Annotated in this window: 12 protein-coding genes; 6 read left to right on the top strand and 6 right to left on the bottom strand. The window is 60.9% G+C overall.

Annotated features, from left to right (window positions below; genetic code table 11):
• Positions 1 to 7: 7 nt before the first annotated feature.
• On the bottom strand, positions 8 to 277 hold the full coding sequence (locus M5B44_RS25010) for a hypothetical protein (RefSeq protein ID WP_248740860.1): 270 nt from the start codon (positions 275 to 277) through the stop codon (positions 8 to 10).
• A 285-nt stretch (positions 278 to 562) separates the two neighbouring features.
• Between M5B44_RS25010 and M5B44_RS25005 the strand changes: the two genes are divergently transcribed.
• Positions 563 to 1,531 (top strand): LysR family transcriptional regulator, encoded by a 969-nt coding sequence (locus M5B44_RS25005; RefSeq protein WP_170931641.1) that lies wholly within the window; start codon positions 563 to 565, stop codon positions 1,529 to 1,531.
• Between the two features lie 20 nt (positions 1,532 to 1,551).
• Here M5B44_RS25005 and M5B44_RS25000 read toward each other — a convergent pair whose 3' ends face one another.
• A complete protein-coding gene (locus tag M5B44_RS25000; protein ID WP_114883753.1) occupies positions 1,552 to 2,013 on the bottom strand; it encodes a RidA family protein in 462 nt (153 codons plus the stop codon).
• Positions 2,014 to 2,230: 217 nt separating this feature from the next.
• On the opposite strand from M5B44_RS25000, the gene M5B44_RS24995 reads away from it, so the two are divergent.
• Both M5B44_RS24995 and M5B44_RS24990 read left to right on the top strand, forming a co-directional pair.
• Positions 2,231 to 2,917 (top strand): hydrolase, encoded by a 687-nt coding sequence (locus tag M5B44_RS24995; RefSeq protein ID WP_248740859.1) that lies wholly within the window; start codon positions 2,231 to 2,233, stop codon positions 2,915 to 2,917.
• 107 nt (positions 2,918 to 3,024) lie between these two features.
• Positions 3,025 to 3,426 carry a helix-turn-helix domain-containing protein gene (locus tag M5B44_RS24990; RefSeq protein WP_085711438.1) on the top strand — a complete coding sequence of 134 codons (402 nt, stop codon included), beginning with the start codon at positions 3,025 to 3,027 and terminating at the stop codon, positions 3,424 to 3,426.
• Between the two features lie 125 nt (positions 3,427 to 3,551).
• On the opposite strand, the gene M5B44_RS24985 is transcribed toward M5B44_RS24990, so the two are convergent.
• Positions 3,552 to 4,787: an MFS transporter gene (locus M5B44_RS24985; protein ID WP_248740858.1), complete on the bottom strand. Its 1,236-nt coding sequence runs from the start codon at positions 4,785 to 4,787 to the stop codon at positions 3,552 to 3,554.
• Between the two features lie 99 nt (positions 4,788 to 4,886).
• Positions 4,887 to 5,774 (bottom strand): LysR family transcriptional regulator, encoded by an 888-nt coding sequence (locus M5B44_RS24980; RefSeq protein ID WP_248740857.1) that lies wholly within the window; start codon positions 5,772 to 5,774, stop codon positions 4,887 to 4,889.
• 133 nt (positions 5,775 to 5,907) lie between these two features.
• Here M5B44_RS24980 and M5B44_RS24975 point away from each other — a divergent pair, with 133 nt between their 5' ends.
• On the top strand, positions 5,908 to 7,554 hold the full coding sequence (locus tag M5B44_RS24975; protein ID WP_248740856.1) for a GMC family oxidoreductase: 1,647 nt from the start codon (positions 5,908 to 5,910) through the stop codon (positions 7,552 to 7,554).
• A 70-nt stretch (positions 7,555 to 7,624) separates the two neighbouring features.
• Complete coding sequence (locus M5B44_RS24970; protein WP_114883765.1) at positions 7,625 to 9,247, top strand: MFS transporter; 1,623 nt, start codon at positions 7,625 to 7,627, stop codon at positions 9,245 to 9,247.
• A gap of 48 nt (positions 9,248 to 9,295) precedes the next feature.
• Here M5B44_RS24970 and M5B44_RS24965 read toward each other — a convergent pair whose 3' ends face one another.
• Positions 9,296 to 9,664, bottom strand: a complete 369-nt coding sequence (locus tag M5B44_RS24965) for a DUF427 domain-containing protein (protein ID WP_248740855.1) — start codon at positions 9,662 to 9,664, stop codon at positions 9,296 to 9,298.
• 152 nt (positions 9,665 to 9,816) lie between these two features.
• Entirely contained in the window at positions 9,817 to 11,223 is a 1,407-nt protein-coding gene (locus M5B44_RS24960; protein ID WP_248740854.1) for a serralysin family metalloprotease, read from the bottom strand.
• 279 nt (positions 11,224 to 11,502) lie between these two features.
• On the opposite strand from M5B44_RS24960, the gene M5B44_RS24955 reads away from it, so the two are divergent.
• Positions 11,503 to 13,446: a DNA topoisomerase III gene (locus tag M5B44_RS24955; RefSeq protein ID WP_248740853.1), complete on the top strand. Its 1,944-nt coding sequence runs from the start codon at positions 11,503 to 11,505 to the stop codon at positions 13,444 to 13,446.
• Positions 13,447 to 13,490: the final 44 nt, after the last annotated feature.

Below are 13,490 nucleotides of genomic sequence, written 5' to 3'. Positions count from 1 at the left end.
TGGAGGTTTACCACTGGCCGCTTACGAGACAACCGACGATTTCCCAACCACTGTACTCCCACCATGAATATCGCTCGTCGGAGCAACTTCGGGCCAGGCTGGCCATCTGGATTTTCCCGACTGCTTGAGGAGTACTGAATGGCGTGTCAGTCGAAGCTGTTAGCTGATTGGCAGGCCGGGGAGCATTGAAGGTCGTCGGATGCACGGAGGCATTCGCGACAGCGGCGGTGAAAACGAGGGTTACGGATATGGCCAGAGCAGTGATGGACTTATTCATGTTCGAATCCTTTCAGTTATCTGACTTGCGGCTTATGCACTGGCCTGAACTGCCTTTATCACCGAACTGAACAGACCGGGTGCTTGCACAGAATGACGCCATGAAAGCGTACCACCGCGCGCGCCGGCACACAGTCGCTCAACCGTGCTATTGACAACTGGGAAAAATCAATTGACGAGGTTGGTTTCGCGGGGTCAAACGCTGTACGCATCGCCGGAACAATATGGCTGCTTCACCCCCACCTCTTCTCGTATCATCAGCGCCCTCGCATCCGGAAAGAACTGTGTGAAATCGCCAACTGAAAAGGCTCTGACTCCCCCTGACGGGAAAAAGTGGGACGCAGGCGAGGCTGCCAGCCAGCTCTCGTGGGACGACTTGCGCATCATCAAGACGCTCAGTGATTGCGGCAATCGTTCGGCTACGGCCAAAAAGCTTGGCATCAATGTATCCACCGTTTCGCGCCGGATTACTCAAGTCGAGCGCACGCTCGGCGTCGCGCTGTTCGATCATCGCAAATCCGGGTATCTGCTCACCGCCGAGGGTGCTGAATTGCGAGCACTCGCCGAGCGGGTGGAGCTGGACATCGTCAGCGTCACGCGGCGTGTTTCGCGTTCAGGCCAGGGCCCCCTCGGAAAGCTTCGAATTACCACCAGCGACTCGCTGCTGCTGTATTTCTTCACCCCCATCATCGCGGACTTCAAGGCTCTGAATGAGGGAATCACCATCGAGGTGCTGGTGGGCAATGAAACCCTCAGCCTCGCCCGGGATGAATCGGATATCGCCATTCGGGCGACGAGAAAACCCGCGGAAAGCCTGGTGGGCCGCAAACTGGCAAACATTGCCTGGGCACCTTATTGCTCTGCCAGGCAGATGACTGACTCGCCCCTTTTCGAAGAGGGCCAGGCATGGGTGTCCTACTCCGCAGCGCTCTGCGGTCTGAGGGCGACCCGTTATGTCGAAAGCAGAGTCGCTGCCGAGCGCATCGCATACCGCACCGATTCCGTTGCAGCGGCAAGCGTGGCCATCGCGGCGGGCCTGGGATATGGATTCCTTCCCTGCATGCTGGGCGACATCACCCCAGGCCTGGTACGTGCCGGGCCGGTGGTGCCGGAGCTTCAGGATGAGTTATGGCTGCTGACTCACCAGGACATTCGAAAATCGTGGCGGGTCAAGGCATTCATGACCTTCTGCGCGGCTGCCGTGGCCAGTCAGAAACCCTTGGTCGAAGGGCAGTCGATACTCCCGGTCATCTAAATCGAAACCGGGAGTGCAGCTCAGATGTTTCGCGCGCCAATCACGGCCTTGCATGCGATCTCGATCAGTTGCGGGCGCTGGGCAAGTCTCGACACGCCAATGATATTGCTCGCGCACTGAGGCCGCTCAGTGCCATAGGCAGCCTTGCGCACTTTGCCGACGACCGCGAACGCAGCATCCATATCCAGCACGTAAAGCGTTTCCTCGACAACGTCTTGCAGCGTTGCGCCATACAAGGCGAGTAGCTTCGAAATGTTGTCGTAAGAGACCCGCATCTGCTCTCCCATCGAAGAAAAATCACTGGGTTTTCCGTCGGCATTGAGCGGCGCCGGGGCGACCAGATTACCTTCCTCATCGTGGTTGAACTGACCTGATACGTAGATCTCGTTTCCTGACCGCCGCGCCTGCGGATAGCCATAGGCCTCCTCCCAGGGGACACCCCAGTAGGCGGTCTGCTTGTTGAACGGTTGTGTAGCTGCCATTGCATTCTCCAGCTCATGAGGGATCGGTCTGATCCGTATGGGTGGGCGAATGCTAGCAGCGCGAGCACGCATTCGATGGCGCAAAAATGAGCCCTCAGGAGTGCAAACGTGCGCCACCATTAAACATTTTGTTTCGTTATCTTTTGCTCGCCCTCAGCAATGACGCTGAGGAATGTACTTGTGCGACTGAACAACATCGAGCTGAAAGGAAACAAGAATGAACAATCCTAAAACTGAAGTCCTGACTCCACTGAACAGCCAACTGATCTTCATCGACCATCAGCCACAGATGGCCTTCGGCGTGCAGAGCATCGACCGGCAAACGCTCAAGAACAACACCGTTGCCCTGGCCAAGGCAGCGAAGATTTTCAATGTCCCCACCACCCTCACCACGGTTGAGACAGAAAGCTTCTCGGGTCACACCTATCCCGAACTACTCGCCGTGTTTCCGGACACCCCGCTGCTGGAACGCACCTCCATGAACTCCTGGGACGATCAGAAGGTGCGCGACGCACTCAAGAAAAATGGTCGCAACAAGATCATCGTCTCCGGTCTGTGGACCGAGGTGTGCAATGCCACCTTCGCCCTGTCGGCAATGAACGATGCCGGCTATGAAATCTATATGGTCGCAGACGCCTCCGGCGGCACCACCAAAGAGGCCCACGATTACGCCATGCAGCGCATGATCCAGGCCGGCGTCGTACCGGTGACCTGGCAGCAGGTGCTGCTGGAATGGCAACGGGACTGGAAGAACCGCGCCACCTACGACGCGGTGATGGAACTGGTCAGGGAACATTCCGGTGCCTACGGCATGGGCGTCGACTACGCCTACACCATGGTGCACAAAGCGCCTGAACGCGTTCAGCATGGCCCCTCCCTGGCACCAGTCGCCGCGTCTGTCTGAGCCATCGCCGGCCCCTGCCCCAGGGGCTGTCCAGACTTGCAAAGGGTGCGCTGTCGACTGAGTCGAGTCAGCCGCGCGCATCCTGTTACCTGAATTTCCGGATGTGTATGAACATGGATAAATCTACCGTGCTGGCGACGCTCACCCTGACTTCGACAGGACAGCTCAAACCCTGGCAGATCAGGACTGCCCAACAACTGATGCTCGACAGGCTGGATACCGGCATTACCGTGACTGAACTGGCCGAAGCCTGCGCTTTGTCGCGCAGTCACTTCTCCCGCCTGTTCAAGGAAAGCACCCGGATGTCCCCGCAGCAATGGCTGCGTGAACAGCGGGTCATGAAAAGCAGAGAGTTAATGAAGGACTCCACGATGCTGCTCACAGAGATCGCACTGGAATGCGGCTTTTGCGATCAAGCTCACTTCAGCCGTACATTCGCCAAAGCTGAAGGCATGTCACCGAAAGCCTGGAAGCAACAAGCGATCAGCCCGATTCCGGTCACGGCTTGAACAGTCAGGCCATCACCAGCGCGCGGGATCGGACCAGGCCAGATCCCGGGCGGTTTGGCCCGGATATCGATCTTCTATTTGCCGGAGCTCAAGCAAGCCGATACACAAGCGTTGCAGGAGGCGGCTCACCCAATGTGCCCGTATTCCAACGCACCCCGCGACACCGTCTCCGGCACCGCCACCCAAAGCAGCGCCAGCGCTGCCATCGCCACCGCTGCCAACGTCAGAAACGCAGCGCTGTAGCCCGCCTCCTGAACCACAATCCCCGCCAGGCTGTTACTCAATGCCGCCCCCAGACCGAACACCGTCGAAATCGCCCCGAGGCTGACGTTGAAGTGCCCGGTCCCCAGCGTCAGGTCTTTCACCACCACCGGAAACAGCGCCCCGAAAATCCCCGCGCCGATGCCATCGAGCAGTTGCACCGAAACCAGCCACCACGGATCGTTGGACAGCACATACAACACACCGCGCAATGGCAGGATCAGGAATCCGGCCAGCAGCAACGGCTTGCGCCCCCACACATCGGCCTTGGCCCCGACCAGCAATGCGACTGGCACCATCACCATTTGCGCCGCGACGATACAGGCGGACGTGAGCGGCGTGGCCATCTGCAGATTGGCCTGCGCCAGTTTCTGACTCACCAGCGGCAGCATCGCCGCGTTCGCCAGATGAAACAGCGCACAGCAAATCGCGAACATCAGCAGCGGCCGGTTGGTCAGTAACACGGAAAGCCCCGAAGGCTGCTTGCCCTGCCCCGCTTCGCTGGGTGAAAGACCTCGGGCGAGATCGTGATCAATGGCGTCGGCCGATACGAACGAGACAGCAATCACACTGGCCAGCGCCATGACCGCCATCAAATAAAACACCGCGACCGGGCCGAACAGATACGCGGACAAACCGGCTAGCAGTGCGGCACAGGCATTGCCGGCGTGGTTGAAGGTTTCGTTGCGTCCGGTCCTTCGCGTGAAGGCACGAGGCCCGGTGATCCCGAGGGTGATCGCGCAGATGGCCGGGGCGAAGATCGAAGCGGCAGCGGCGCTGATGGCTTGCGTCAGGGCCACGAGGCTGAATGAGGTCACGAACGGCAGCAGCAGACAACTTCCGGTGACCACCAGCGCGGCAATCGCGATCAGCGCCCGTTTGAAACGTGTACTGTCGACCAGCGCACCCGCCGGGGTTTGCGTCATGAGCGCGGCGATCCCGGCAATCGTCATGACCAGACCAATACTCGCTGGCTCCCAGTGGTGAACCGCCAGCAGGTAAATCGCGAGATATGGACCGAGCCCGTCGCGTACGTCGGCGAGGAAGAAATTCAGGCTGTCGAGGGACAGGTTATTGCGGCGATCGAGCTGAGTGGCCACGGGAAGTGTCTTCGTTGTCGAGGTTCTGCGAGATGACTCAACCTCTGCAAATCGAATGACCTTTTGCGGGGGATTTTAGTTGCATGGAACAGCCGCCCGTTACTGCCCCATCAACATTTCCCGCTCGCTTTCGCACAACTCCACCACGTAATCCCAAACCACCCGCAACCGCACCGACTTGTGCAACTCGCGCCGCGTGCTGATCCAGTAACTGCGTTCGATGCTCTCATCCGGCAACAGTGCCACCAGGTCCGGATCCGACGCCGCCATATAACAAGGCAGCACCGCAATCCCCAGCCCCGAACGCGCTGCCTGCTGCTGGGCGATCACGCTGGTGCTGTGAAACACCACGCGCGGATTGCGGCAGAAGCTGTTGAGGAACATCAACTCCTGGCTGAACAGCAGATCATCGACATAGCCGATCCACGCATGCCGGCCAAGATCTTCGCGGGTGCGCAGCGGCGGTGCATTGTCGAGATAAGCACGGCTGGCATAGAGGGCGAGCCGGTAATCGGTGAGTTTGCGGGTGACCAGCATGTCCGCCGCCGGCCGTTCCAGGTGAATGCTGATTTCCGCCTCGCGGTTGAGGATGCTGACGAAGCGCGGTACCGCCACCAGTTCCACTTCCAGCCCCGGGTAGCGCTCGAACAGCCCGATCATGCGGCTGGCGAGAAACATGATGCCCAGCCCCTCCGTCACGCCGACGCGGATCTTGCCCAGGGGCGCGGTGGACTGGGTGATTTCTTCCTGGGCCAGCAGCGCGACGTTTTCCATGGCCTCGGCGTGTTTGAGCAGTGCCTCCCCCGCCGGGGTCATTTCATAGCCTTGGGCGTGCTGGACGAACAGCGCGGTGCCGAGGCTTTTTTCGATGGCTTCGATATGCCGGGCGACCGTGGCGTGCGTGGTGTTCAGGCGGCGGGCGGCGGTCAGCAGTCGGCCGCTGCGTTGCAATTCGAGAAAGAACCGCAGGTCGTTCCAGTCGAACATGGCTTGTCCTTGTCGGCTATCGTCAGGAAGCGCTGTTTGAAAACGCACAGCGGCTGCGCAAAAACTAACATTCTTTTGACGAAAGCTAACAACTAGGATGACTGACAACAAAAACAATAAGCGAGGTCAGGGAATGCAGACTTCCCTCGATGAATTCGATTACATCGTGGTCGGCGCCGGGCCGGCCGGGTGTTTGCTGGCCAATCGGCTGTCGGCGGATCCGCAGCGGCGCGTGCTGTTGCTGGAGGCCGGCGGGCGCGACAACTATCCGTGGATTCACATCCCCGTGGGTTACCTGTTCTGCATCGGCAACCCGCGCACCGACTGGTGCTTCAAGACCGAAGAACAACCGGGCCTCAATGGCCGCGCGCTGAGTTATCCGCGCGGCAAGGTGCTGGGCGGCTGTTCGTCGATCAACGGCATGATCTACATGCGCGGCCAGGCCAACGACTACGACCGCTGGGCCGCCGAGGGCAATCCGGGCTGGGCCTGGAACGACGTGCTGCCGCTGTTCAAACAGAGCGAAAACCACTTTGCCGGCGCGGCGGATTTTCATGGCGACAAGGGTGAATGGCGGGTCGAACGCCAGCGCCTGTCGTGGCCGATTCTCGATGCGTTCCGCAGCGCTGCCGAGCAGAGCGGCATCGCCAGCATCGATGACTTCAACCAGGGCGACAACGAGGGTTGCGGTTACTTCCAGGTGAACCAGAAGGCCGGGGTGCGCTGGAATGCGGCGAAGGCGTTCCTCAAACCGATTCGCGATCGGGCCAATTTCACGGTGTTGACCGACGTCGAGGTTGATCGCGTGCTGTTCGAGGACGGTCGCGCCTCGATGGTCAGCGCCCGTTGGCAGGGCCAACAAAAGAGCTTCAAGGCGCGCAAGGAGATCGTGTTGTGCGCCGGCTCCGTGGGCTCGCCAAGCATTCTGCAACGCTCCGGGATCGGGCCGCGTCCTCTGCTGGAAAAACTCGGCATCGGCGTCGTGCATGAACTGCCGGGGGTTGGCGGCAACCTGCAGGATCACCTGCAACTGCGGCTGATCTACAAACTGGAAAACGCTCGCACCCTCAACCAGATTGCCGGCAGCGTGTGGGGCAAGATGGGCATGGGCCTGCGCTATCTGTATGACCGCAGCGGGCCGTTGTCGATGGCGCCGAGTCAACTGGGCGCATTTGCCCGCTCGGGGCCGGAGCAGACTTCGGCCAATCTCGAATACCACGTGCAGCCGTTGTCGCTGGAACGTTTTGGCGAGCCGTTGCACAGCTTCCCCGCGTTCACCGCGTCGGTGTGTGATTTACGTCCGCAGAGCCGGGGCCGGGTCGAGATCCGTTCCGCCGATCCGCAAGAAGCTCCGTTGATTCAACCCAATTATCTGAGCCATCCCGAAGACCTGCGCGTGGCCGCCGACGCGATCCGCCTGACCCGGCGCATCGTCAGCGCCCCGGCCCTGCAAGCCTTCAACCCGGTGGAATACCTGCCCGGCGCCAGCCTGCAAACCGAAGAACAATTGCACGAAGCGGCGGCGAAGATCGGCACGACGATTTTCCACCCGGTCGGCACTTGCTGCATGGGCAATGACGCTGATGCCGTGGTCGATGCGCAGTTGCGGGTGTATGGCGTGCCCGGTCTGCGGATTGCCGATGCATCGATCATGCCGCGCATTACCTCCGGCAACACCTGTTCGCCTACGCTGATGATTGCTGAAAAAGCGGCACAGCTGATTCTCAACCCGGAGACAAGGAACATCACACCGAAAACGGAAATGGCCCACACCCTGTAGACATCGCGCATCACCCGGACACGCAACACCAGTGGAAACAACAAAAACAATCACTGTGAGGGATACCGATATGTCAGAACACGCTCAGCCGCTGGACGCCGTGCGCAGCACGGACGCCAGCCCCGATACCCGAAAGGTCATCTTCGCCTCGTCCCTGGGGACGGTGTTCGAGTGGTATGACTTCTTTCTCTACGGCGCCCTGGCGGCGGTGATCAGCAAGCAGTTCTTCGCCGGGGTCAACGACACCACGGCGTTCATCTTCGCGCTGATGGCATTTGCCGCAGGCTTCATCGTGCGGCCGTTCGGGGCGCTGGTGTTCGGTCGGTTGGGGGACATGATCGGACGCAAATACACCTTTCTCGCGACCATTATCCTGATGGGCGTGGCGACGTTCGCGGTGGGCCTGCTGCCGACCTACGCCAGTATCGGCATCGCCGCGCCGATCATTCTGGTGGTGCTGCGCATGCTTCAGGGCCTGGCCCTCGGCGGCGAGTACGGTGGCGCCGCGACATACGTGGCGGAGCACGCGCCGATCGGCAAACGGGGTTTCCACACCAGCTGGATTCAGTCCACTGCGACCCTCGGCTTGCTGCTGTCGCTGCTGGTCGTTCTCGGTTGCCGCTACTTCACTGGTGACCAGTTCGAAGTCTGGGGCTGGCGCATTCCGTTCCTGCTGTCGATCGTGCTGCTGGGCATTTCCACCTGGATTCGCCTGAGCCTGCACGAATCCCCGGCCTATTTGAAGATGAAAGAGGAAGGCAAGGCCAGCAAGGCGCCGATCCGCGAATCCTTCGGCAAATGGGAAAACCTCAAAGTCGTGCTGATCGCCCTGTTCAGCATCAACGCCGGGCAAGCGGTGACCTTCTACGCCGCGCAATTCTACGTGCTGTTCTTCCTCACCCAGTTCCTGAAAATGGACCCGGCGGTGGCCAACAGTCTGCTGATCATCAGCGTGGTGATCGGCGCACCGTTCTTCATCATTTTCGGCTGGCTGTCGGACAAGGTCGGGCGCAAACCGGTGCTGATGCTCGGCCTGCTGCTGGCCACGGCGCTGTACTTCCCGATCTTCAAATCCCTGGCCCACTACGCCAACCCGGCCATTGACCATGCCAGCCAACAGGCGCCGATTACCGTAGTGGCCGACCCGGCCACCTGCACCTTCCAGTTCGATCCGGTGGGCAAGGCCAAATTCGACAGCCCGTGCGACAAGGTCAAGACCTTCCTGGTCAAGCAGGGCCTGCCCTACTCCAGCGTCGCAGCGCCTGCCGGCAGCGCGGTGCAAGTGAGCGTCGGCGATGTGAAACTCGACGGTTTCGACGAAGCTGCCCTGCGCGGCGCAATCACCCTCGCCGGCTACCCGCAACAGGCTGACATGCAGCAGATCAACAAGCCGATGATCGTGGCCCTGATCGTCGCGCTGATCATCATCTCCGCCATGTGCTACGGCCCGCTCGCGGCGCTGATGGTCGAACTGTTCCCGACCCGCATCCGCTACACCTCGATGTCCCTGCCGTACCACATCGGCAACGGCTGGTTCGGCGGTTTCCTGCCGACCGTGTCGTTTGCGCTGGTGGTGTACACCGGGGATATTTTCTATGGGCTGTGGTACCCGGTGCTGATTACCGGGGTGAGCCTGGTGGTGGGGATGATTTGCTTGCGTGAGACCAAGAATATCGATCTCGACAAGAACTGATCCTGAAGCCTGTGGCGGGGGTTTCACACCCTCGCCACAACCGGCCTGTCAGACCTCCGCGTCCAGCAATTCAAACTTCACCTGATCGGGATAGAACGCAACGTAATCCTTGATCTGGCTGACCGAAATCTTCGGATGTTCGTACGTCCACACCGCATTCGCCCCCTCATGCCCGGGCACTTGCAGACTGAAATAATTGGCGTCGCCCTTGTACGGGCAATAGCTCGTGTGGTCGGTGCGGGCGAAGTACTTTTCGTCGATGTCTTCGCGGGGGATGTAGTAGACCGGCGGGTAATTGGCTTCGAGCAGCACAAGTGCGCGGGCCGAGGCGGCGACCTGGATGCCGTGGAACTTCACCAACACGCAACCTGGCTGCTCGGCGATGGTGATGACGGGGCTGGGACCGGAGGTTTTCATCGGTTTCTCCTGACTGCGGCGAAGAGAGCGCTTCAGGTATAACCCATGCGACCGGATCACGTCGGGTTCGCAGCCGAACGGTTTTCCACCCATAAAAAAACCGCAGCCGGCGAAGGCTGCGGTTTTCCGGTTTCAGGTTTTTCGTTATCAGATCACGCGACGATATCGGTCGCCACGGCCTGCCCCACCATTCCCACTGCGAAATCAACAGCACCCTGACCGGTCAGGTCGATCATCAGGCTGGTCTGGTTGGTCTCTGCGAAGTAAGTGAGGATCGCGTCGCCCGCGTGCCCGGTGAAGCCGCTGACGAAGTTCAACGTGGCCGCGCCGGTGGCAAACCCGGCGATGCCCGACAGGTCAATCTTGTCCAGGCCGCTGGTGAAATCCATGATCCAGTCCGGTGCGGTCATGGTCGAGTCGCTGGCTGCGCCGAACACGAAGGTGTCCGCGCCTTCACCGCCCCACAGCGTGTCACCGCCGCCACCGCCGTAGATGATGTCGTTGCCGGCACCGCCGATCAGTTCGTTGGCCGCACTGTTGCCGATCAACAGGTCATTGCCCGAACCGCCGATGGCGTTTTCCACGGTCACGCCATAAGCGATGGACACGTTGCCCACCAGGCCGCCGACGTCGGAGAACGAACCTTCGTTGACGTTGATCTTCTGGTTCTGGCTGAAGCCGGAGAAGTCCAGGGTGTCGTTGCCGCCACCGTCCCACACCGAGAACACCACTTTGGAGGTGTTCGAAGTAGCGCTGTAGTAGTCGCGGTCGGCGTTGGAGTTGAAGCCGTACACGGTGTCATCGGCGCGGGTTTCGAGGTTGGCACCGTAGAGTTTCTGCACGGCGACGATATCGTCCAGCAATGGAGCCGAAGCGTAGGCGCCGCTGCCGTCCTTGCTGAAGTTCTGGTCGGTGTTGGCTTCGCTCCAGTAGCTCATCAGGCTGTAGCCACGGGTGTCTTCGGCGTATTTGGCGTCGTTGTAGGTCGGGTTGCCGTTGCCGGCGTTGTAGGCGCCCGGGTGCGACAGGCCGAGGGTATGGCCGATTTCGTGGGTCAGGGTCTGACGCCCGTAGTTGTTGGTGTCCGGGGTCTTGTTGACCTGGTATTGATCGTTGATCAGATACCACGACTGGCCGTCATAGCTGCTGCCCTGCGGCAGGTAGGCGAACGCCGCGCCGCCGGTGCTGACGTCGTAGTTGCCGAAGGTCATGTGACCGTCGCCGCCCTTGCCTTCGGTGAAGGTGACTTTGGCCACGTCCGACCACGATTGCATCGACAGCACGGCCTGGGCTTTCTGCTGGGCGCTGAACTCGCTGAAGTTGCCGAGTTTCGGGTTGTAGTTCGACGGTTTGTCGGTCAGGAAGGTATAAGTCAGATCAATCTTGCCGTCGGCATTCTTGTCCTGCCACGACATGCCCTTGCGCAGGATTTCGTCGGCGGCCTGGTCGGCGGTGAACGACGGTTTGCCGTTTACGGTTCCGGTGCCACGGTCATACAGGTGGCTGAAGGTGTCGACCGCAGTGAAGGCGCTGCTGGCCTGGGAGGAAGGTTGAGACATGGTGTACGTCCTTGTTGCTGAAGAGTCAGTGTCAGACAGTAAAACGGCGATCTTCTGGCGAGATCGTCCTGTCACTCGCCCTGTTGAGGCGATTCGAACCTGACACAGTGCCGGTCATGAGCGCCATTCAATTTCTCGATAGCGTCCCCGATTGCCCCGACGCTGGTTGTCATGACCGGCAATCCTTTTATCTGTATATCCATACAGATAAAAGTTGCCCCGACGCCCGACTCAGGCCATTCTGTGCGCCTCTTCGGGCAATGATCGACGACGCTGGTTATGCGGCTGTACCTCTGTGAAAAACCTTCCCAGGCCAAGGATATTGCGGCCGTGCTCGGCGCAAAGCGTCGCGGCGACGGCTGCTGGCTGGGAACGGACGTCACGGTGACCTGGTGCATCGGCCACCTGCTGGAAACCGCCCCGCCGGACGCCTACGACGCACGCTACAAGCGCTGGGTGCTGGCGGATCTGCCGATCATCCCGGACAAATGGAAAATGACCGTCAAGCCGCGCACCGCCAGCCAGTACAAAGCGGTCAAGCGACTGCTCGGCGAGACCAGTGAACTGATCATCGCAACCGACGCCGACCGTGAGGGCGAGATGATCGCCCGGGAACTGGTGGAACATTGCCGCTATCGCGGGCCGATCCGCCGCTTGTGGCTGTCGGCGCTGGATGAGGCGTCGATTCGCAAGGCGTTGGCGGCTCTGAAGCCGGGCGCTGAAACCTTCAGCCTGTATCACTCGGCACTGGGGCGCTCCCGGGCGGACTGGTTGATCGGGATGAACATGAGTCGCCTGTTCACCCTGCTCGGCCGGCAGTCGGGCTATCAGGGCGTGCTGCCGGTGGGCCGGGTGCAGACGCCGACCCTGCGGCTTGTGGTGGATCGCGACCGCAGCATTGCCGATTTCATACCCGTCGCGTACTGGGCCATCGATGTGCAACTGCTGCATGACGGCACGGCGTTCACCGCGCAATGGCGTGCACCGAACGATGCCTGTGACGATCAGGATCGTTGCCTCAATCAGGCGCTCGCCCAGCAAGCGGCTGCGGCGATCAGCAGCGCTGCCAGCGCCCGGGTGGTCAAGCTGCGTACCGAGCGCATGCGCGAAGTGGCGCCTCTGCCCTTCGACCTCGGCACCTTGCAGGAAGTCTGCTCGAAGAAACTCGGCCTCGGCGCCCAGGAAACCCTCGACATCGCCCAGGCCCTCTACGAAACCTACAAAGTCATCACCTACCCGCGCAGCGATTGCGGCTACCTGCCCCTGAGCCAGCACAGCGAGGCGCCGGGGATTCTCGCGGCGTTGCGTCAGGCCGATCCGGGCCTCGAAGCGTTGCGCGATCATCTGGAGCCGCAGCGCCGCTCCCGCGCCTGGAACGACGCCAAGGTCAGCGCCCACCACGGCATCATCCCCACCGCCGCCGCGAAGAGTCTCGAACGCTTGAGCGGTAAGCACCGGGCGGTCTATACCTTGATCCGTGCACGGTATCTGGCGCAGTTTCTGCCCAACCACGAATACGATCGCACCCAGGCCGATTTCGATTGCGCCGGTGAAGCCTTGCGCGCTGTCGGCAAGCAGATCATCGAACCGGGCTGGAAACGCGCACTGCCGGAAGCACTGGCCCCGGCCAAGGGCCGTGAAGCCCCTGCTCCACAAACCCTTCCGACGCTGAGCCAGGGCGCCGAATGTGCTATCGCTGACGTAAAGCTCAAGGATCTGTGGACGCAGCCGCCCAAGCCCTACACCGAAGGCGATCTGATCAAGGCGATGAAGAACGTCGCCAAACTGGTGGAAGACCCGCTGCTCAAGCAGAAACTCAAGGACACCACCGGCATCGGCACCGAAGCCACCCGCGCCTCGATCATCCAGGGCCTGCTGGATCGCGGTTATCTGGTGAAGAACGGCAAGGCATTGTCCGCCACACCCGCCGCGTTCAGCCTGATCGACGCGGTACCCAGGGCGATTGCCGACCCCGGCACCACGGCGATCTGGGAACAGGCGCTGGACATGGTGCAGAGCGGCGAGATGAGCCTGGAAGAGTTCGTCACCAAACAGGCCGCGTGGATGAGCAAGCAAGTGACCCGTTGTGCCGGCCTGAGCCTGACCATCAGCGGACCGCCGCCTGCCGGCAAGGCTGCCGCGCCGTGGAAGAACAAGCGCAAGACCACCCGGCGCAAAACCGCCGGAACCAGCAAACGCGCGGCGAAACCGGCTGCCAAATAGCCCGCTGCGCGCTACTGTTTCTGCAGTGATTGTCAGGAGGCAGC

This window comes from Pseudomonas sp. MWU12-2029, from assembly GCF_023242425.1.
Taxonomy (GTDB): domain Bacteria; phylum Pseudomonadota; class Gammaproteobacteria; order Pseudomonadales; family Pseudomonadaceae; genus Aquipseudomonas; species Aquipseudomonas kribbensis.
The sequence above is the reverse complement of the archived record's forward strand: the minus strand, read 5'-3'. Positions and strand labels throughout refer to the sequence as shown.

What these genes read in the sequence shown, in the direction of transcription:
- M5B44_RS24975 (WP_248740856.1), top strand. Translation starts at nt 5,908, where the DNA reads ATGCAGACTTCCCTCGATGAATTCGATTACATCGTGGTCGGCGCCGGG.
- M5B44_RS25010 (WP_248740860.1), bottom strand. Translation starts at nt 277, where the DNA reads ATGAATAAGTCCATCACTGCTCTGGCCATATCCGTAACCCTCGTTTTC.
- M5B44_RS24970 (WP_114883765.1), top strand. Translation starts at nt 7,625, where the DNA reads ATGTCAGAACACGCTCAGCCGCTGGACGCCGTGCGCAGCACGGACGCC.
- M5B44_RS24965 (WP_248740855.1), bottom strand. Translation starts at nt 9,664, where the DNA reads ATGAAAACCTCCGGTCCCAGCCCCGTCATCACCATCGCCGAGCAGCCA.
- M5B44_RS24960 (WP_248740854.1), bottom strand. Translation starts at nt 11,223, where the DNA reads ATGTCTCAACCTTCCTCCCAGGCCAGCAGCGCCTTCACTGCGGTCGAC.
- M5B44_RS24955 (WP_248740853.1), top strand. Translation starts at nt 11,503, where the DNA reads ATGCGGCTGTACCTCTGTGAAAAACCTTCCCAGGCCAAGGATATTGCG.
- M5B44_RS24980 (WP_248740857.1), bottom strand. Translation starts at nt 5,774, where the DNA reads ATGTTCGACTGGAACGACCTGCGGTTCTTTCTCGAATTGCAACGCAGC.
- M5B44_RS24990 (WP_085711438.1), top strand. Translation starts at nt 3,025, where the DNA reads ATGAACATGGATAAATCTACCGTGCTGGCGACGCTCACCCTGACTTCG.
- M5B44_RS24995 (WP_248740859.1), top strand. Translation starts at nt 2,231, where the DNA reads ATGAACAATCCTAAAACTGAAGTCCTGACTCCACTGAACAGCCAACTG.
- M5B44_RS25000 (WP_114883753.1), bottom strand. Translation starts at nt 2,013, where the DNA reads ATGGCAGCTACACAACCGTTCAACAAGCAGACCGCCTACTGGGGTGTC.